We start from the raw sequence: 19,915 nt of genomic DNA on the forward strand, positions 1-19,915 counted from the left end.
AAGAATGCCGAGGTGACCCATGGTAAATATTTTAGTCGTAGATGACGAGCCGATGATTTGCAAAGGTGTCGCAACCATTTTGAAGCAATCCAAACTGGATATTGGCGAGGTTTTTATTGCCTATAACGGATTTGAGGCGCTCGATTTCATCCATTTGGAGAAAATTGACCTCGTGTTTACCGATATTCAGATGGAAAAGATGAATGGCATTGAATTAATTGAAAATATATTCATGGAGGATCCATCGATCCCGATTGTCATTTTATCCGCCCATGGCGAGTTTGAATATGCCCAGAAAGCGATCCGTTTCGGAGCCAAGGAATATTTGGTGAAGCCGATTACTCCGCCGCACCTAATTGCTGTAACAGCGAAGCTACTGAAGGAAAAGGAAGAACGGCAGCAGCATTTTTCCAATTGGGAAGGCAACCGAACATTGGCGGACATTACCACGCTGGAAATGAACTATTATTTGAGCGAGATTGTTACGGGTACCGTTCATGAATCTGAAGTGCCCGATATCAGGGAGAAGCTCGGAAATCGTGTGTCAGGTACGCATTACAGCATGTTGGTGATCAAATTATTTTTGAACCGTGGCGGCATTAGAGATGAGGAGATTGCGACACTGAAAGACCGTAGTCTTCTGAAGTACGCCGCATTGAATATTATCGAAGAGACCGCAAGTCAGTGGAACCACCTTGTTTTCAATACGCACAATTCCACCTTTTCCTTGCTGATGCAAATCCCTGAGGAGGAGAAGCAAGGCACGTTGAGTATTAATCAGATGCTGATGGTAGCCCAAATGATGAACGCGAATTTGCAAAAATATGTGAATGTCAAAAGCCAAATCGGCATCAGCCGCATTCAGGAGGGCATCATCAAATGGCCTGCCATTTATAAAGAAGCGATGGAGAGCTTGACGTGGGGCGAGACACAGAAAGACCACTATATGTTTTACATAGAGGATATCGGGAAAACGACGAATGAGCAGAATTTAACGAACACGCAGGTGGACGAGGCGAATAATCGCATTGTTTTTGATACGAAAACGTATATTGAACATCATTTTTGCGATAAAGGGCTGAAGCTGCAGGACATCGCAGATAGTGTGCATTTGAGCCCCAATTATTTGAGTTATTTGTTTAAAAGAGTGATGGGCCAGGGGATTTGGGATTATGTGACCCAGCTGCGCATGGAAAAAGGGAAACAGCTGATTCTCATGACTGACAAACGCAGATACGAAATTTCGGAGGAAATCGGGTACGAATCGCCGGAGCATTTTAGTAAAATTTTTAAAAAGCATTTTGGGATGAATATTTCGGAGGTCAAAGTGGCGGGACCGTAATATGCGACATGATTAGCGTAATAGTGCACATCGCTAGGCTGCCGGGGTCCCCCTTATAATCGGAATTGTAGCAGCAAACGTAACTAACATGATTTTGAGAGGGGAACCAACGATGAGAGGTAAAAAGACATCCGCAATCAGTGCGATCGCACTGACTGTCCTACTGGCAGGATGTGGCACGCCATCAGCGACTACGAGCACGCCGAGTGCTAGCCCGGCTAATCCGGCCGCAACAGGGGCAACTGGCGCTTCTACGGCAACGCCTGCAGCCAAAAAGGTGACCATCACCGCCCAAGGCTTCAAGCCGGATCAAAAAGAGAAAAACGATCAACTGGATCAGCGGATCACCCGCTTTAAGGCGAAAAATCCGAACGTTGAATTTAAGAAAGACGACTGGCAGTACAACCCGCTTGAAATCGGGATCAAAATGGCTTCCAACAGCGCTCCGACCGAATACACAACCTATGCGACCGAAGGCAAAGTGCTGGTTGATAAGAAATGGGTAGCGGACATTACCGATTCCATGAATGCCTGGGAACATGCGAAAGACATGAATGATCTCCTCTCCAAACCGTTCGTTGTGAATGGCAAAACGTATGGTGTACCGATCGATGGATACGTCATGACGATTACTTTGAACAAGAAGCTGTTCAAGGAGAAAGGCGTCGAACTGCCGCCAATGGATTGGACGTGGGATGACCTGCTTGCAGCAGCAAGAAAAATCAACGACCCAGCCAAAGGGATCGCAGGCTTTATCCCAATGGGGAAAGGTCCAGAAGCAGGATGGAACTGGACGAATTTCCTCTATGCAGCAGGCGGGGATGTACAGAAGCTCGACGGTGGCAAAGTCGTAGGAATCTTCAATTCAGACGCCGGCTTGAAAGCGCTTGAATTTTATAAAAAACTGAAAGATGAGAACTTGATTCCGCAAAACTGGGCACTCGGCTACGGCGACGCACTAAGTGCATTCTCGCAAGGACGCGGCGCGATGGTGATGTGCGGAAGCGGGAATGCAGCTGATGCTGCGATTAATGAAGGCGGCATTTCCAAAGAGGATATGGTTGTGTATCCGATGCCAGCATTGACCAAAGGCGGCAAGCATACAGGCGTTCTCGGGGGCAACTACCGCGTGATTAATCCGAAGAGTGACAAAGACCAACAGGCTGTAGCCTTCAAATGGATTACGGATGAGTACTTCACGGACGATTTCTTGAACTCCACGAAAAAAGAAATCGAGGACCGTAAAACGAAAAACCGCGTCTACATTCCGCAGCCGATCAACTACTGGAAGGATTCCTCCGATTTCGGTAAAAAGTACACGGACTTATTAGCTAAATATGACAACGTTTTCAAATACGATCCGCAGCTGCTCAGCCTCTGGGACGGCAAGCCGGAAGCCCAGTACGAAGCGCAAAAGTATTACACAGAGATGGCCAATGTAATCCAAAAAGTGTTCACAACCAAAGATGTGGAGTTGAAAAAGGCTCTTGCAGATGCGTCGAACAAAGTGCAATCGGAAGTCTTTGATAAAGTGAAAGTCGAATAGCGACCGGAACAATCGGATCTAAGCTGCTTTTGCGGTTTAGGTCCGATTTTATAAGGAGTGTTGGAGATGGATGCAGAATTAAGTGTACAGCCTGCCGCAGCGGCAAGCACCGTTAAGAAGAAGATGAATTGGTATCTGTGGGGAACGTTATTCATCATCCCGGAGATTGTAGTATTTATTATTTTCTTGTGGGTACCGATTATCAAAGGCATATTCTATAGTTTTTACAATATTGATTTTGTGGACGGCAATCATTTTATTGGTCTTGCAAATTATCTAAGTATTTTTCAGGATGAGCTTCTGCTGATATCTGTCAAAAATACCTTGTTTTATATGGCGCTTGGTATCGTGATTGGCTTCTGGGTTCCTCCGCTCATTGCTATCGCTGTCTCGGAATTGAAGTGGTTTCAGGGGGGAGCGCGCATTATCGGATACTTGCCAAGTGCGATTCCCGCTATCGTCCTATACGGCATGTGGCAGTGGTTCTATGATGCAGTAGGTCCGATTAACTCCTTTTTGCAATCATTGGGGTTTCCTCAGCTGCAATTCTTCAGCCCTAAGCTCGCTATGGGTTCCATTGTTTTGCTTGAAACGTGGCAAAGCTTCGGGGCGGCTACGCTCATCTATATCGCTGCTATCGTGGGAATTCCAAGGGATATTTATGAAGCGGCGGAGATTGACGGGGCGAGCGTGTGGCAGCGAATTCGCTACATCACCTTGCCAAGTATCCGAACATTGATGCTGCTCCTGCTTCTTCTGCAGGTGATCACGACGTCACAGGGCTTCCAAGCGCAGTTATCCATGACCGATGGCGGACCGAACAATGCCACGTTGACGTACCTGCTATGGCTTAATCATACGGCATTCCGTGATCTTGATTTTGGCAAAGCGAGCGCGATGGGCAGCTGCATGTTTTTTGTCTTAATCCTGATGTCCGTCTTATACAATCTGCTGCAGCGTAGAGGTGAGAAGGCATGAAGCAAGAAGAACGCGGCATTATTTCTAGATTTGATATGAAAAAAGGCCCGGTGCGCACGGGCTACACCATCATGGTGGTGCTGATGCTATTGGTGGGTGTAACGATGCTGTACCCGTTTTTCAATACGTTTTTTGGTTCACTGAAAACGCGGGAAGAATTTTTCGCTTTCCCTCCTACCTTTTTCCCCAAGAGCTGGGTTTGGACCAATTATAAGGATGCTTTTACCGGATTTGACCTGCCATTGTTGACATTTCTCAAAAATACCGTGTTCATCTATGCCGGCAATGTGATCGTTTCCCTGCTGCTGATTGGATTAGCGGCATATGCGCTGTCACATTTAAGAGTTCCCTTCAAACGATGGGTGACGCTGTTTTTCTTCTCTACGCTCCTCATCCCGCCGGCCACATACGTTGTGCCTAACCTGCTCAATTTGAAAAGCCTCGGTATGTTGAACACCTACTGGGCTTTCTGGCTGCCGGCTGCGGCTAATGCGTATTTCATGCTGCTGCTCAAAAACTTCTTTGACGGCATTCACAAGGAGATTCTGGAAGCGGCGAGGATCGATGGCGCCAGCGAGTTCAGCTCCTTTATCCGGATTGCGGTTCCGCTGTCTACTCCGATCATCGGTACGCTGTTGATGTTATCCTTCTCGGCGACGTGGAACGATTTCTACTGGCCGAGTCTGGTCATGACGGAGAGAGGGATGTATCCCCTCGCAACGGGGATTTATCTGTATGTCGTTTACTCGACATCGGTTATCCCGTGGAGTGTCCGCTTTGCGGTATTGACAATGGCGATGCTGCCGCCGGTGGTGTTTTTCCTCGTTTTTCAAAAATTTATTATTCGCGGTATTTCGGTTTCCGGTGTAAAAGGATAAGCGAAGAACGTCCATCAGAACTATTTCTGGTGGCGTTTTCTTTTGCTAAAAGGAGAATGTCTCCGCGATCGCGAAACTAGGTGAAAGCAAGGTGTATCGGGCGTATGACCTGATGAAATGGCTTGAAAGGAAGGATAATCAGTATGCGAAAAATGCTGCGTAATATGAATCTGATGAAAAAACTGATCGTCCTGCTCATCTTATTCGTCGTCATCCCGATATTGGTCTTGGATTTGGTTGTCGCCAAAAAGCTGGAGTCCATTACAGAAGAGCAGGTGGGCAACGCCTTGCTGCAATTAGTGCGAGGAAGCCACTTAACGTTGGATAGGGAGAGCAGTGATTTTGAAGAGAAGACGGAGAAAATCATGATCTCTCAGGAGATTCAGCAGCTCGCGAGCATCCCCTCCTCATCGGAATATGAGCGGTTTGAAATCTTCAAGACGCTTGATAAATATTTGAGCAATTATTCTACGAATGCGATTCGTTATTCGATGTTCTTTTCAGACACCGATAAGCAGTACTCCTTCGTGCCGAATTCGGATGTTTTAAACAACGGGATCTTTTATGCTACGGATTTGAATGCGCTCTCTTGGTACAAATCGGTTAGTCAAGCTAAGGGAAAAGGGGTTCTTCGCGTTATTGATAAGTTCGGCTATAATCCGAATAACGTGAAAACTGTTGCTTATTTGCGGCAGCTTAACAGCATTTATAACGGGGAAACGGTCATTGGTTACTTGCTTGTTTCGGGCATTGAGACGCCTTTGCAACAGGATTTTTCGCCCTTTGATAAGTATGCGGATGGCCAAGTCATGCTGCTGGACCCAGATAACACAGTGCTCGCCACCAACACGGAGAAATTCCAAATCGGCTCCACAATGCCCGCTGCTGCCGATAAAGTAGAAGGTGTTTATAAGCTAAAGGAAGCTGGCGTAGAGTATATGCATGTGCTTCACACAAGTGAGGCTACAAACACGAAACTGCTGATGAGGGTGCCCGTTCAATCAATCATTATTGATCATATCAGTGTGCAGCGCCTTGTGGATTGGATTATGTTTATTTATTTCTTTATTTTATTTTTGGCGAGCATGTACTTTATTCAATCGATCTTGAAGCCGATTTCGAGGCTGGCACGAATTACTAATTCCTATCATCCGGGCAGGCCGCTGGCGATTTCCATGCATTCGGAGAGTAAAAATGAGATTGTGCTGCTCAGCAACCATTTTATCCGGATGACCGACCGTTTGAATCAGACGATTTATGATCAATACGAGCTTGAATTAAAGCATAAAGAAATCGAATTATCGATTCTTCATACGCAAATTAATCCGCACCTTCTGTACAATACGCTGGAGTCTGTTTATTGGCATACCTTTATGGAAGGCGCGACGGAATCCGCTGAAATGATTAAGGATTTATCGCTTATTATGCGGATCGGGCTAAGTAAAGGAAAACTGCTAATTCCGGTGATGGAGGAAAAGAATCATGCGGAGGCTTATGTCCGCTTGCAATTGTTCCGTTACGAGTACGCTTTCCAGGTGCATTGGGACATTGAGGAGGATGCCAAAAAGTATCTCGTGCCTAAGGTCATCCTGCAGCCTATCATTGAGAATGCCATTCTGCACGGCATTAAGCATATGAGTCAAGACGGGGAGTTGTGGATCACGGTGCGAGTGCGCAAGGGTCTCGTCATTATCAGCATAGAAGATAACGGTTACCGGCAGGCGGATATCGAGATGCTTAATGCTATTCTAAAAGGCAAAGAAAACAATCGCGGGTTTGGCATTATTAATGTTCAGAAGCGGATACAGCTGCATTTTGGCAGCAGCTATGGCTTGCATTACAGCCATAGAGAAGATCAGGGCGTACGTGCCTGGATTGAGATTCCGGCGATCCTTGACGAGAACGAATGGAAGCAGCCTCCGGCCTGAGGCCCTTGGTGGCAGGTGAGGCAATCGTACAATCGTTCAATCGTCCAACCACTTTGCGTCGAGGGAACTACAGGACGCTATTTCCCAGAACAGGCAGGCTTTTCGACTGTGATGGGAACTACGGTCCTTTATTATGCCAATTTCCTGTGGAAAACGTAACAAGGAGGAGAAATAAGGACCTGTAGTTCCGCTAGGGATGACATAGCTCGATTTCCTCTTAAATAGAGGACTACAGTTCCCTCTAAGTAAGACTTAGCGGAAAACGCCGCTAGGGTTATTTGAAAGTAATCAAAAAAGAACCTATCGGTATAACTATACCAATAGGTTCTTCCGTTTGAGGCTATGTTTACGTTTAGTTTTGCGGAAAACCAAACTCGGTATTCGTTGATGTGTTGTGATCAGCAATATCCACATATTGATCAACCGTATCCAGGATCTGGCTCAGGAGCCAACGGCTAAAAATAACATGGTCGGAAGAAATAGCATTATAAGTGCTTTCTTCTTTACTAATCTTAAAGCCTCGGTAATTCTCATAAATGGTTCTCATTCTGATCTCTCCCTCGCTTTGATGTATATCTTAAACTATCATCATTCGCGCAATTTTGGTAGAGGTGTAATTTGATAGATATTGTCAATTCTTGGCTTATTTCATGTAAAAATCATGAATTGCTTCTTTTTTGCTGCCTATAGGCGGTTGGGGGCATCCCAAAGTGCTTCTTAAACGCTTTAGAAAAGCTAAACAAATCAGGATAGCCAACGGAATTTGCAATTTCTGAAAGCGTATATGCCGTTTGCTCCAAAAGCAGCTGGGCTTCGTTCATTTTCAAGCTCTGGAGGTACTGCATCGGTGTAACCCCATAAGTTTTGCCGAATTGCTTGGTAAAATGCGTTCTTTCTACGCCAACATGCTCGGATACTCGCTGTACAGTAATTCCATCGGCATAATGGATTTGCATATAAGAGAGGCCCATTTGCAGCCAAGTAAGGGCGCGGTTTTCATGGTTGGCGGCGGGCTGGTGCATGCCGGACAATGAATTAAAAACTTGATAAAGATGATTAAGCCTCGCCAAATCCGTCGCTTGACGCTCTCCTTCGCTGACTGCGCTAATGAAATCCCACATCAGGCTGACGGCTTGCTCTGTTGCTGCGCTTGAGAGATGAGGCGAGTGGGGGCTCAGTCCAATTCGTTCCAACAAATGTAGCGACTGCTTCCCGTCAAAAGCCACGAAGATTTTACGCAGCGGATTGCTCGCGACCGTGACATATTCATGCGTCACCTGCGGAAATAAGCAAAACATATCGCCTTTGCCAAGTGAAAAGGTCTGATTGCTTTGATGAAATGTTCCTTCGCCTTCCAAAACGAAAATTAAATAATAATAGGGTGTGGTCCTAGGACCGATATGATAATTTGATTTCGCGATATTATGGCCGATACGGATGGGCCATACATTGCCTGCTTTTTCAAATTCAGACGGGGTAAAATAGGTTATCTCCAAATACTCATGATGATCTTCACGCATATTCTTCCTCATTGACTACACCTCTTTTTCACATGCCTAGCATATCGGATACTCATGAAGAAAGCAGAACCACAACTCCATAATAAGATCGAAACCCACAAATTGACAAGTTAAAAATAACGCGAAATGACATTGACCCATGCCGTGGTTCGTTGTTATGATACTAATACATTCTATTCCTACCTTTTTTGTTGGATATTGACCAGACAACTGGAAATAGCAACATATAAAATAACATCAAGTCGACAGGAGAGCCTGAGATGACACTTCATAAAGAGATTGAATTTGGTTGGTTTTTGCCGACATCAGGTGATGGCAAGTATGTTGGAGTAGCCCCGGAGCGAGAAGCTACGTTAGATTATTTAATCGATGTTGCGCAAACGGCAGAGAGATCTGGGTTTGAATTTGTCCTGATCCCAACCGGCGGTGCTTGCTTGGACGCTTGGGTTGTGGGCTCTGCAGTGATGAGTCATACGACTGCATTGCGCCCGTTAGTTGCGGTACGTCCTGGGCTTGTTGCCCCTGTTCTGGCAGCGCGCATGGGAGCCGCATTGGATGTGCTTTCCGGAGGGCGGGCGATGATTAACGTCGTAACCGGCTCGTCCGTGCAGGATTTGGAGGAACTCGGAGATCCCCTAGCGCATGCCCATGATGAAAGATACGAGCGTGCTAAAGAGTATGTAGAGGTTATGCAGCAGGCTTGGACGCAAACAGAAGTCCTCGCGGCTTCCGAGTTTGCGGATACATCGAAGGGTGAAGCGGTTAAAGAGAACAAACTTTATCAAGGCAAGTACTATCAATTCAATCGTCCCGTATCGTCCCCTTTAACGATTCAAAAGCCTCATCCGCCTTTTTACCTAGGAGGAAGTTCACCGGTTGCCAAGCGATTGGCAGTTGAGACTGCTGACACCTATCTCATGTGGGGAGAGCCGCATGATTGGATTCGTGAGCAGATCAGCGAGATAGAAACCGTTCGGGCCGAGTATAAGGCAGAAACAGGTGTCGATCGTCCTCTTCGTTATGGATTAAGAGCGCAGGTGCTCGTTCGTGATACGGAAGAAGAGGCTTGGGCAGCAGCTTGGGAGAGCATCTCCAAGGTATCGCCAGTAGCAATCGAGAAAGCGCAAGCCGCGTTTGCCAAGACAGATGCTACCAATCAGCAGCGTCAGAACGATTTAAGAGAGCTTTCGAAAGGCCAACAATTCGTCGTAGGACCCAATCTGTGGACCGGTTTATCACTGGTTCGCTCCGGCGGTGCCATCCTCATTGTAGGTACAGCCGACCAGGTCGCGGATCGTTTGATTGAATATGCCGAACTCGGCATCTCGTCGTTCATCCTTTCTGGTTACCCTCATCTGGAGGAGGCCGAGACATTCGGTCAAGCCGCACTTCCTTTATTCAGGGAAAAATGGCAGCTGAAGCTGGCAGAAGCCGGAGTGCCATCCAACGCGTAAGTAACATCCTAACGATACAAACAATCAGGAGGTCTTTCCATGAAAAAACATAGAAGAAAGAGCGGTTTCCTCGTCGCAACAGTCACGCTGCTATCCATCCTTACGGCAGCATGCGGATCAGCCACGGACACTGCGTCGACGCCAGGAGCATCAACTGGAGCTAGCACGACCGCTGCTTCAGGCAAACCTGTTACCATTAGCTTCCTGCATTGGCGTGGAGAAGATGTGAACTCCTTGAACGGCATTATTGCTAAATTCCAGGCGGAGAATCCGGCCATTAAGGTGGAGATGCAAACGATGCCCTCGGAGCAGTACCAATCCACAGCGCAAGCCAAGCTGGCGGACGGTTCTGTAGGTGATGTTTTTACATCGTTCCCTGGCGCGCAGTTTGAAGCTTTAGCCAAAGCGGGTATTTTCGCGGACCTATCCTCGGAAAAGTTTCTGAGCAATTTTAATGATACCCTCATTCAAGTGGGCAAAAAAGACGGTAAACAAGTGGCTGTGCCTTACCAACTGGTTTACAACGATCCGATTTATAACGTCAAACTGTTCCAAAAGTTTAATCTGACCCCGCCTAAGGATTGGGAAAGCTTTCTTGCTTTATGCGAAACGCTGAAAAAGAATGGCATCATTCCGATTGCTTTCGCAGGCGCGGATATTGGTCCAGGGCAATTTATGAATACGATGGTGATGAACAATGAACCAAGCACCGATATCTTCACCAAGGTTGAAGCAGGTCAAGCGAAATTAACCGACGAGTTCTGGGTCAAAACCTTAAGCCAGTTCAAGGAGCTTAACGATAAAGGCTATCTCCAACCTGATGCGCTTGGCACGAAGGACGCGGCAGCAGGGGCTCTTTTTATCCAAGAAAAAGCAGCCATTCTGGCCAGCGGATCTTATCAATTAGCGCAAAATAAAAAGCAAAATCCGAATCTGGAGCAAAAGCTGCTCGCTCCTATCACAGTTGCTGCTGATCAGGCCAAATTCGAAGGTGTCCACACAAGCACATTTCTGCTGGCGGTAAATAGTAAATCCAAGCATCCGGCTGAGGCTAAGAAATTCATTGAATTTTTAAGCCGCAAGGAGATTGCGGGTACGTATGCGAATGAAACAGGGCAAAATGTAACGGTCAAAGACGTTCAATACACAACGCCTGAGCTTCAGGTGGCGACAGAGTGGGCAGGTAAGAAAACACTCTTCCAGCCGCGCTTCAGCATCACGAATGCTGATAATCAGAAGGCTGTTACGAATTCGATTCAGGCCGTGCTCAGCGGTAAATCACCTCAGGATGCTGCGAAAGAAGCGCAGGCTATTATCGATCAGCATCTAGTCAAATAAGATGACACATAATCGCCGTGTGCTATGGCTGTTCCTTCTGCCGGGAACGCTGCTGTACTTGTTCTTATTCGTCTTGCCGACATTAACCGGATTGTTTTACTCGTTTACAGATTGGGACGGCGTATCGCCGTCCTATCAGCTTGTCGGACTGAACAATTACGCCAAAACGCTGCATAGCATCGTCTTCCAGAAAGCGCTTTGGAACAATACGAAATTTATGCTGACGGTTGTGATCGCGCAAACGTTTGTGTCCTTGCTACTTGCCATGCTGCTAGTGAAAAATACTAAAATTCACGTGCTACTGCGTGCGCTTTACTTTTTCCCGACCATCCTCTCGTCTGTAGCGGTGGGGTTGATTTGGTCGTTTATGTACGATCCTTCCCTAGGACTAATCAACACTTTGCTCCACCAAACAGGGCTTGGGGCATGGGGTCAAAACTGGATTGGCGGGGTCAAAATCGCGCTCTACGCCATAGCAGGTGTTCAGGTCTGGGCGCATGCCGGGCAAATGATGATTGTGTTTATTGCGGGCCTGCACGCGATTCCTGAAGAGTTGTATGAGGCAGCGAAAATGGATGGGGGCACCAAGTGGCAGGTGTTCCGTAAAATAACCTGGCCGCTTCTGGCTCCGTCAGCGACGATTGTTGTTGCTTATACGACTATTCAGTCGTTTAAAGCTTTTGATTTAATCTTTACCATGACGGATGGCGGACCCAATTATGCTACCGAAATTTTGACCACATACATTTATCACACGGCTTTTGCTAACTATTCGTTTGGCTTGGCTTCTGCCGGTTCTGTATTGTTCCTGATTTTGTTGTCTATTTTGACGGTTCTGCAGTTCAAAGCGCTGCGTGCGGACCGTGTTTCGTATTAATTCAAAAGAGGTTAACCGATATGGGAATGAAATGGTTCGGTCGCGTTGTGCTGCTGCTGTATGCCGTCATTATCACAGCACCTTTATATTTTGTCTTTATTTCGTCGTTTAAGTCGACGCAGCATTTTTTTGCTTCACCGCTGGGATGGCCGAAGCCATTCACATTGTCTAACTTTACGTCCATGTTCAAAGGCCAGACGATCGGCAAATATTTTTTGAACAGCGTAGAAGTGACGTTAGGCACAGTATTCATCGAGCTGCTGCTAGGCAGCTTGATCGCTTATGCGATCTTTCGGTTGGGTGGCAAGCTTGCAACGGTTCTGTTTGCTTTATTCATTGCAGGACTCATCGTCCCTTCTCAAGTGAACATGCTGCCCATCTATTCGTTAACGCACAAACTTGGCTGGTCGGACAGTCTATATGGCTTAATTCTTGTCTCTGTCGCGATGCTGATGCCTTTAACGGTCTTCATGCTGAAAGGTTTCATGCAGGTACTGAGCAAAGAGATTTTGGAAGCAGGCAGCATTGATGGTGCGGGCGAGTGGATGTTGTACTCGCGCATTGCATTGCCTTTGTCGGCGCCTTCACTGGCCGCTACAGCAACCTTTTTGTTCGTCATGGTATGGAATGATCTGCTCATTCCGATGCTGCTTATCAACAGTAAATCGAAGCTCACGCTTCCGCTTGCCATGCTGCAGTTCCGAGGCGAATACGTGACGGATTACCCGATGTTGTTAACAGGCGTAGTGATCACAGCAGCACCGATGGTTGTCCTGTTTTTGTTCCTGCAGCGTTATTTTGTTGCTGGCGTGATGGCGGGGTCATTGAAGGGGTAGGTAGTGCGGCTGTCATTGGATGAAATCCAACGAAATGTGATGATTTGGGGTGCATATGCTATTTTCGTTGGATGAAATCCAATAAAAGTCTAATTTTTTAGTGAAAAAGCGTGATTTTCCCCGAGGTCATTGGATTTCATCCAACGAGAAGGAGAAATTTCTCCTGATGAGGGCATTCTCATTGGATTTCGTCCAATGAGCATTGCGCATCTGTGTTGGCCACATGCAGAATGCCAAAAAAGTTGCCTTTGCCTTACGTGTTAAACACTCCCGGATAGCACAATATATGGAGGGCAAAAACAGTCAAGGATTGAGGCTTGACTGTTTTTTGCTATTCTGTGCTTTCTTGTGTTACAGTTAAAGATGAGGTGATCGACGATGTTTAAATTGGGTATTTTGGACCAATCACAAATAGGGGAAGGCCGTACCGCGGCAAGTGCGCTGGCCGAAACGACGGAGCTAGCGCAAGAAGCGGATAAATTAGGGTATTCGCGATACTGGGTATCGGAGCATCATGCTTCACAAGCGCTCGCGCACTCAAGTCCAGAGGTGCTTATCGCACATTTGGCTGCCAAAACGAATCGCATACGATTAGGGTCAGGCGGCATTATGATGCCTCATTACAGTGCTTATAAAGTAGCAGAGAACTTCCGGTTGCTGGAGGCGCTTCATCCGGGACGGATTGACGTTGGTCTCGGCCGCGCACCAGGCGGTATGCCGTTATCCACGCGTGCCTTGCAAGAAGGAAAATACACAAGTGTAGACCAATACCCTCAGCAGGTTGCTGATCTAACGGGCTATTTGTATGACTCGCTGCCGCCGAGCCACCGTTTTGCGGCTTTGCACGCATCTCCAATTATTGAGACTGCACCGGAAATTTGGCTGTTGGGTTCTTCCTACGACAGTGCCCGAATAGCTGCTGATCAAGGCGCCGCTTTTGGCTTTGCGCAATTTTTTGGCAATGCAGACTGCGAGCAGGCATTGCGGATTTATCGTGAGAACTTCAAGCCGTCGATCCTGAATGAACAAGCTCACTCACTTGCAGCGATCATGGTCATATGCGCGGATACGGAAGAAGAGGCAAAACGTCTAGCTTCGAGTTCGGATTTGTTTTTCTTGTCACTAGGCCGCGGTGCACTGCTGCCTTCCTTTCCTTCAGCAGAGACTGCAACGAATTACCCTTATACGCCGGGGGATCTGGCTTTGATCCAAGACCGCCAACATAAGCGTGTCGTCGGTACACCAGAGCAAGTCAAAGCGCAAATGATAAAGCTTAACGAAGCTTATCAAGCTGATGAATTAATGGTTGTGTCGCCCATTCATGATGTAGCAGCGCGAATTCATTCCTACCGGTTATTGGCTGAAGTATTTGACATGCAGGACTAATATAGGTGAGATCCGCTTTCCGTAATCCGTTATTTTAGAGTAAAAATTTGCGTTTTTTTGCTCTTGCCATTACACTTAAACCAAAAATGGAGTGGTGAAATGAGCAAGAACAGAGTTTGGAACAAGGGAAAACGTAATGGCGGCGGTGGACCGGCACCTGGAACGGGTTATAAGGAGAAGCTAGCCGAGGCTGCAAAGGCAGAAGGCAAAAATCCGGAGATTGACTACAACAATCCGATTAACCAAGTTCGCCCAATGAAACGCGAGAATTGGGTCGAGCGGCCTGTTCGCGTCATCCGGGAACAACCTAAAACATAAATAAAAAACCTATTCGATCTTGTAAGGATCTGGATAGGTTTTTTTGTTTTATTTTAAGGCATAAGACTTCTTACATAATGGAAAGTATCGTTCATCGTTTCATCCGAAAGCTGCTCTAATGAAATATCAACGCCTGGTTTAACGCGGTGGAGCTTTTCCAGGAATGATTTGGTTTGGAAAATTCCTTCGCCGGAACGCACGGACTTGAGATTGCCGTCTTGAACAACAACATCTTTCAAATGCGCAAGAACGATGCGATCCCCGAATGCTGTAAATGCGTCATCCAAGAACTTCTCTTGTGCATCGATGGCAGTTGGTGGAAGCAAATTGACGGGATCAAATACTACTCCCAAGTTACTTGATGGGACTTCTTTTAGGATACGGACCATTTTTTCTGTGCTGGATAATGTATGTGTTAATACAGGTTCAAGACCAATGTGAACACCCCAGCGTTCCGCTTCCTCCGCTAATTCCTCAACAGTTTGCTTAAGAAATTCCCAACCGATGGCTTCATAACGCTCAGGATCCTGCGTGAGATAAGTCGTTAAATCAGCTGTTTCCGTTGCTACGATGGACGTTCCTAGATCTCTCGCATAACGCAGATGTTCTTTGAATCTGTTGATTTCATGGCGACGTTGCTGCGGGTCTGGATGAATCGGATTGATGTAACAACCGAGTACGCCAATGCGGACGCCAGCGCGCTGGAACTGTTCGCCAATATGGCACGCGAGCCCAGGGCTAAGCTTGCCCAAACTTGTGTCGATATCGCTGATGGCTTTGCTAAGAGCCAACTGCACGAAGTCAATGCCTCGTCCGCGCAGCTTCTCTGTTAATTGATTCAGTGGAAGATGACCGACCGTATGAGCTAGCGTCCCGATACCCATCTATCTCGCCATCCATCCGCCGTCCACGCATAATACGTGTCCGTTCATATAATCAGAAGCGCTCGAGGACAAGAAAACGACAGGCCCTTTGAGATCCTCAGGTGAGCCCCAACGGCCAGCTGGAATGCGCTCTGTAATGGATTGTGTACGCTTCTCGTCTTTCAAGATCGGCGCTGTATTATTCGTTGTCATATAGCCAGGAGCGATGGCGTTGACTTGAATGCCTTTGCCCGCCCATTCGTTGGCCAGTGCTTTGGTAACACCTGCAATCGCATGTTTGCTAGCTGTATAGCCAGGCACGTTAATGCCGCCTTGATAAGTTAGCATGGAAGCAATATTAACGATTTTGCCGCTGCCGCGTTCGATCATGTGACGGCCGATCAGCTGGCATAGGAAGAAAGCAGAGTTCAAGTTCAAGTCGATGACATCGTGCCAGTCTTCACGAGAATGGTCAACAGCCGGTGTACGACGAATAATTCCCGCGTTGTTCACAAGAATGTCGATGCTGCCATAAATGCCAACAGCCCGGTTCACGACATCCTCAAGGATGTCTTCGTTGCTTAAATCAGCTGCGATCAGCTCAGCTTTACCGCCTAATGCGCGAATTGCTTGGGCGGTTTGTACGCTTTCGGAAGAAGATACAGCAATGACGTTAGCGCCTGCTTCTGCAAGTCCGATGGCCATTGCTTGCCCTAGACCGCCGGAAGCTCCGGTTACGAAAGCTGTTTTTCCTGCTAAGTTAAAAAGTGTCATGAAACATACTCCTTTTCACTAGTGAGTGACGATTTGGATGCCCGCATCACGGTATTGTTTGGCCGTTTCTGCGGGCAGGTTACTGTCGGTGATAATCATGGCGACCTCAGACAAAGAGGCAAACGTGCGCAGGGCGCATTGGCCGAATTTGTAATGATCGACAACTCCATAGACGGCTGCGCTGGATGCAATTAACGCCCGTTTGTAGTCGGCGTGATCGCTCGTATAAATCGTAAAGCCGTGCTGCAGATGGACGCCCGTTGCAGAAATAAAGCATTTCTGAATGTTAAGCGAATTCACATAGGCAACAGCTTCTGGTCCAGCAAGCATATTCCGTGTTCGGTACCCTCCAGGTACAACGAGCCGGATTTCTTCCTTATGAACGAGCTCGGAAATAATGTATAAATCGTTGGTCACGACAGTAAGCGGCTGATTGTCCAGCCGCCTAGCAATCTCAAGTGTTGTACTGCCGCCGTCGAGGGCAATGATGTCCCCTGGCTGAATGTAGCGAAGGGCTATCGTCGCAATTTCCGATTTTTGATCGGCATGCTTGATGATTGGCTCCTTCGCCGAAAGAATGCCAAGTTGATCGCTTTGAGCGAGCATGGCGCCGCCATGAATGCGGACGAGCAGCCCTTTTTCCTCCAGCTTGGCCAAATCTTCACGAATTGTTTTACCTGTTACGTCCAGTCGTTCACTAAGCTCGTTAACCGTGACTTCTTTCTGTGCCAGGAGTATTTCCATTATGGTTTCATATCTGCGTAAAGGGTTCATCGATGATCATCACTTTCCAAAAGAGAGATTACCGATTATTTTAAATCTTTCATAGCCACGGCGTCCATATCATCGAACATTTGATTTTCGCCAGCCATGCCCCAGATGAATGTATAGTTATTAGTGCCTACGCCGCTGTGAATGGACCAGCTCGGGGAAATAATCGCTTGCTCATTGCGCATAACAACGTGACGCGTTTGTTGCGGCTCGCCCATCATGTGGAAAACAACAGCATCTTCCGGCATATCGAAATAGAAGTAAACCTCGGAACGGCGGTTATGTGTGTGTGAAGGCATTGTGTTCCACATGTTACCCGGTTTGAGAAGAGTCATACCCATAACGAGTTGACAGCTTTGAATGCCATCTAAGTGGATATATTTGTAGATTGTACGTTCATTGGATGTATTGATGCTGCCCAGATGAGCTGGAGTAGCTTCGCTAATTGCTGCTTTAACAGTTGGGTATGTTTTGTGAGCAGGCGTTGAGTTGAAGTAATACTTAGCTGGATCCGCTGCATTTTCGCTGGCAAAAGTAATGTCCTTCGAGCCTAGACCGATGTAAATGCAATCCTTGGGATCCATATTGTAAACCGTACCGTCAACAGTGATTGTTCCGCGGCCGCCAACGTTAATGATACCGATTTCGCGACGCTCTAAGAAATAATCAGCAGCCATTTCTTTCTTATCAGCTTGCAGCTGCAGGGAACCTGTAATCGGAAGAACGCCGCCAATGATGAAACGGTCAACGTGGGAGTACACGAGTTTAATCTCGTTGGGTACAAACAAAGCGTTGATTTGAAACTCGGATTGTAAGCGCTCTGTGTCAAATTGTTTAACTTCGTTCGGGTGTGATGCGTAACGGATATCCATGTGATAATCGCTCCTTGGAATGGTTTATTTGAGTTGATATAGGTTCATATAGGTTTAATTTACTCCAATAAGGAGGATTAAGCAAGTGTTTTCGAAGGATGTTACAAATCATTCCAAAGAAGTGTATAAAGGAGAAAGGTTAGGGAAAAAACAACCCTACAGGAGGTTATGTCTATGGATAAAAATCATTATTTCGACCGCGTCGGCAACGATACGATCCCGACTAAGCCAGAGGAAGAATCTACGACGCCAACCGATTTGCTCAGTGAGGCAGTCGAGGAAATTATGGACAATATCAAAAGCGCCTTCTCGACGAACGAGCGGGATTAAGAGAAAGGACGAAGCAGGGTTGCTGCTTCGTCCTTTTTTCATTTTGTTAACTGCATGGCGGCTGCCGATGCACGCTCCTAAGATGCATCATTAGAACGCTGATTTCATCAGAGTTCCGTGCGCTCATCCCGCCGAAAGTCGCAGATAGCGATCTCTTCAACTAGCTTAACAACAGAGGGTCTGTTGCCCCTCTGAACTATCACCGACGGCTGAGTTCAGCCGTTGATGGGAACTACAGGGCGCTATTTCTGGGAAATGCGCCGTTTTTGAAAAGAAGCGGAACTACGCTCCGCTATTTCAAGTTATTTGGCGGAAGTTCCGCCTAAAACATTGAAATAGCGCCCTGTAGTTCCCCAATGCTTAACCCATCGCCGCTTTTCTGCGAAATAGCGGCCTGTAGTTCCGCTAAGGTGGCTGCTGCACGCTCCTAAGATGCATCATTAGAACGCTGATTTCATCAGAGTTCCGTGCGCTCATCCCGCCGAAAGTCGCAGATAGCGATCTCTTCAACTAGCTTAACAACAGAGGGTCTGTTGCCCCTCTGAACTATCACCGACGGCTGAGTTCAGCCGTTGATGGGAACTACAGGGCGCTATTTCTGGGAAATGCGCCGTTTTTGAAAAGAAGCGGAACTACGCTCCGCTATTTCAAGTTATTTGGCTGAAGTTCCGCCTAAAACATTGAAATAGCGGCCTGTAGTTCCCCAATGCTTAACCCATCGCCGCTTTTCTGCGAAATAGCGGCCTGTAGTTCCGCTAAGGTGGCTGCTGCACGCTCCCAAGATGCTTCATTAGAACGCTGATTTCATCAGCGTACCGTGCGCTCATCCCGCCGAAAGTCGCAGATAGCGATCTCTTCAACTAGCTTAACAACAGAGGGTCTGTTGCCCCTCAGAACTATCACCGACGGCTGAGTTCACATCACGCCTCTCATCACCCTCATTGACACATCCGCCATTGCACAGGCGTCATCCCAATTATGCGCTTAAACACAGTGGCGAAATGCTGGGAGGAGGCGTAGCCCAGGATATTTGCGATTTCGGTAATTGTAGCGGTGCTTTCAGCCAGCAAGCTGCAAGCTTTTTTGATTCGTATCCGTTCGATATAACTCATTGGAGGCAGTCCCGTGTACGACTGAAAGGTTCGAAAAAAGTGGGAGGGACTGACGCGGACAATGCCCGCCAGTTCTTCAACGTCAGGTCGCCATTCAGGCTCATCCTCGATGCGGCGAAGCAGCAGGGCGAATGGATCGGCCAGATCGTCCGCAAGCGAAACCATTCGCTCATTCGTCTGCACAATGGCAAGCAGCAGCCCCAAAACAGCCTGCCGTATGGAGGTGGACCGCAGCGGACTATTGCTATTTATCGCGTCGCCTAGCTTCCTGAAGCCTTGAACGGCTTGCAGGCCGATATGGCGAACTCGCGGGAGCATCTGCAAAGCGCTAGCGAAGCATCCGCTTTCTCCCGAAGGGAGTCGAAGCCAATCTTCCGTATGGGGTGGTGTGACGATAAACCACCAAAACCTGCTCGGTTCAATGACGTTGAAGCCACCGCGATGCAGCTCGCCAGGGCAAGTGTGAAAGACATCGCCTGCTTTGGTTTCATAGACTTGGCCATCCAGCTCCCAACTTGCTTTCCCGCGTTCTACCAAAACAAATTCATACCCGTCATGTTTATGATAGGAGAGGGGAAGCGCCGATTTGATCTCATCGAAGCCGAAAAGGACCAGCTCAGGAACATCAGGAATCGATTCTTGCAAAGCAACGTCATAGGTCCAGCGGGGACTTTGTTTGGCAACCACAGATAAGCCTCCTTGTTCGAATATGTTCTTATTTATCTTCTATGTTTCTCATACTACTCAGCAGGTCTGTGAACGTCAATAATCAGCGGAATTCGTATGATGAAA

At 47.3% G+C, this 19,915-nt stretch carries 19 protein-coding genes; 12 read left to right on the plus strand and 7 right to left on the minus strand.

The features are described 5' to 3' along the window. Positions 1-19: 19 nt before the first annotated feature. The 5 genes from AC58UW_RS20270 (at position 20) to AC58UW_RS20290 (ending at position 6,672) form a co-directional block, all read left to right on the plus strand. Positions 20-1,342, plus strand: coding sequence for a response regulator transcription factor (locus AC58UW_RS20270; RefSeq protein ID WP_497422419.1), 1,323 nt, complete (start codon positions 20-22; stop codon positions 1,340-1,342). Positions 1,343-1,454: 112 nt separating this feature from the next. Continuing rightward, entirely contained in the window at positions 1,455-2,888 is a 1,434-nt protein-coding gene (locus AC58UW_RS20275) for an ABC transporter substrate-binding protein (RefSeq protein ID WP_497422420.1), read from the plus strand. Positions 2,889-2,954: 66 nt separating this feature from the next. Beyond that, on the plus strand, positions 2,955-3,866 hold the full coding sequence (locus tag AC58UW_RS20280) for a carbohydrate ABC transporter permease (protein ID WP_497422421.1): 912 nt from the start codon (positions 2,955-2,957) through the stop codon (positions 3,864-3,866). Beyond that, entirely contained in the window at positions 3,863-4,744 is an 882-nt protein-coding gene (locus AC58UW_RS20285; RefSeq protein ID WP_497422422.1) for a carbohydrate ABC transporter permease, read from the plus strand. Before AC58UW_RS20280 ends, AC58UW_RS20285 begins: the two co-directional genes overlap by 4 nt. Before the next feature lie 143 nt (positions 4,745-4,887). After that, positions 4,888-6,672: a sensor histidine kinase gene (locus tag AC58UW_RS20290; protein ID WP_497422423.1), complete on the plus strand. Its 1,785-nt coding sequence runs from the start codon at positions 4,888-4,890 to the stop codon at positions 6,670-6,672. Positions 6,673-7,024: 352 nt separating this feature from the next. Here AC58UW_RS20290 and AC58UW_RS20295 read toward each other — a convergent pair whose 3' ends face one another. Both AC58UW_RS20295 and AC58UW_RS20300 read right to left on the minus strand, forming a co-directional pair. Beyond that, the gene (locus AC58UW_RS20295) at positions 7,025-7,219 is read right to left on the minus strand and encodes a hypothetical protein (RefSeq protein ID WP_497422424.1); all 195 of its coding nucleotides are present in this window, start codon (positions 7,217-7,219) and stop codon (positions 7,025-7,027) included. A gap of 112 nt (positions 7,220-7,331) precedes the next feature. Next, positions 7,332-8,204 (minus strand): AraC family transcriptional regulator, encoded by an 873-nt coding sequence (locus AC58UW_RS20300; protein WP_497422425.1) that lies wholly within the window; start codon positions 8,202-8,204, stop codon positions 7,332-7,334. Positions 8,205-8,452: 248 nt separating this feature from the next. Between AC58UW_RS20300 and AC58UW_RS20305 the strand changes: the two genes are divergently transcribed. From AC58UW_RS20305 to AC58UW_RS20330, 6 genes are all read left to right on the plus strand, one after another. Next, the gene (locus tag AC58UW_RS20305) at positions 8,453-9,646 is read left to right on the plus strand and encodes an LLM class flavin-dependent oxidoreductase (protein WP_497422426.1); all 1,194 of its coding nucleotides are present in this window, start codon (positions 8,453-8,455) and stop codon (positions 9,644-9,646) included. A 39-nt stretch (positions 9,647-9,685) separates the two neighbouring features. Then, the gene (locus tag AC58UW_RS20310) at positions 9,686-10,984 is read left to right on the plus strand and encodes an ABC transporter substrate-binding protein (RefSeq protein ID WP_497422427.1); all 1,299 of its coding nucleotides are present in this window, start codon (positions 9,686-9,688) and stop codon (positions 10,982-10,984) included. Between the two features lies 1 nt (position 10,985). Continuing rightward, on the plus strand, positions 10,986-11,861 hold the full coding sequence (locus tag AC58UW_RS20315; protein WP_497422428.1) for a carbohydrate ABC transporter permease: 876 nt from the start codon (positions 10,986-10,988) through the stop codon (positions 11,859-11,861). A gap of 20 nt (positions 11,862-11,881) precedes the next feature. Next, positions 11,882-12,697 (plus strand): carbohydrate ABC transporter permease, encoded by an 816-nt coding sequence (locus AC58UW_RS20320; RefSeq protein ID WP_497422429.1) that lies wholly within the window; start codon positions 11,882-11,884, stop codon positions 12,695-12,697. Between the two features lie 378 nt (positions 12,698-13,075). Next, on the plus strand, positions 13,076-14,083 hold the full coding sequence (locus AC58UW_RS20325) for an LLM class flavin-dependent oxidoreductase (protein WP_497422430.1): 1,008 nt from the start codon (positions 13,076-13,078) through the stop codon (positions 14,081-14,083). A gap of 99 nt (positions 14,084-14,182) precedes the next feature. Continuing rightward, positions 14,183-14,401 (plus strand): hypothetical protein, encoded by a 219-nt coding sequence (locus tag AC58UW_RS20330; RefSeq protein WP_497422431.1) that lies wholly within the window; start codon positions 14,183-14,185, stop codon positions 14,399-14,401. Positions 14,402-14,454: 53 nt separating this feature from the next. Here AC58UW_RS20330 and AC58UW_RS20335 read toward each other — a convergent pair whose 3' ends face one another. The 4 genes from AC58UW_RS20335 to kduI are packed head-to-tail and all read right to left on the minus strand — an operon-like array spanning position 14,455 to position 17,681. Then, positions 14,455-15,285, minus strand: coding sequence for a sugar phosphate isomerase/epimerase family protein (locus tag AC58UW_RS20335; protein WP_497422432.1), 831 nt, complete (start codon positions 15,283-15,285; stop codon positions 14,455-14,457). After that, positions 15,286-16,038, minus strand: coding sequence for a 2-dehydro-3-deoxy-D-gluconate 5-dehydrogenase KduD (gene kduD, locus AC58UW_RS20340; protein WP_497422433.1), 753 nt, complete (start codon positions 16,036-16,038; stop codon positions 15,286-15,288). 18 nt (positions 16,039-16,056) lie between these two features. After that, the gene (locus tag AC58UW_RS20345; RefSeq protein WP_497422434.1) at positions 16,057-16,812 is read right to left on the minus strand and encodes a DeoR/GlpR family DNA-binding transcription regulator; all 756 of its coding nucleotides are present in this window, start codon (positions 16,810-16,812) and stop codon (positions 16,057-16,059) included. Between the two features lie 35 nt (positions 16,813-16,847). Next, complete coding sequence (gene kduI, locus AC58UW_RS20350; protein ID WP_497422435.1) at positions 16,848-17,681, minus strand: 5-dehydro-4-deoxy-D-glucuronate isomerase; 834 nt, start codon at positions 17,679-17,681, stop codon at positions 16,848-16,850. A 174-nt stretch (positions 17,682-17,855) separates the two neighbouring features. Between kduI and AC58UW_RS20355 the strand changes: the two genes are divergently transcribed. Further along, positions 17,856-18,011 (plus strand): hypothetical protein, encoded by a 156-nt coding sequence (locus tag AC58UW_RS20355; RefSeq protein WP_497422436.1) that lies wholly within the window; start codon positions 17,856-17,858, stop codon positions 18,009-18,011. A 938-nt stretch (positions 18,012-18,949) separates the two neighbouring features. Here the strand turns inward: AC58UW_RS20355 and AC58UW_RS20360 are convergent. After that, entirely contained in the window at positions 18,950-19,810 is an 861-nt protein-coding gene (locus AC58UW_RS20360; protein ID WP_497422437.1) for a helix-turn-helix domain-containing protein, read from the minus strand. Positions 19,811-19,915 lie beyond the last annotated feature (105 nt).

Source organism: Paenibacillus sp. J22R160, assembly GCF_059692135.1.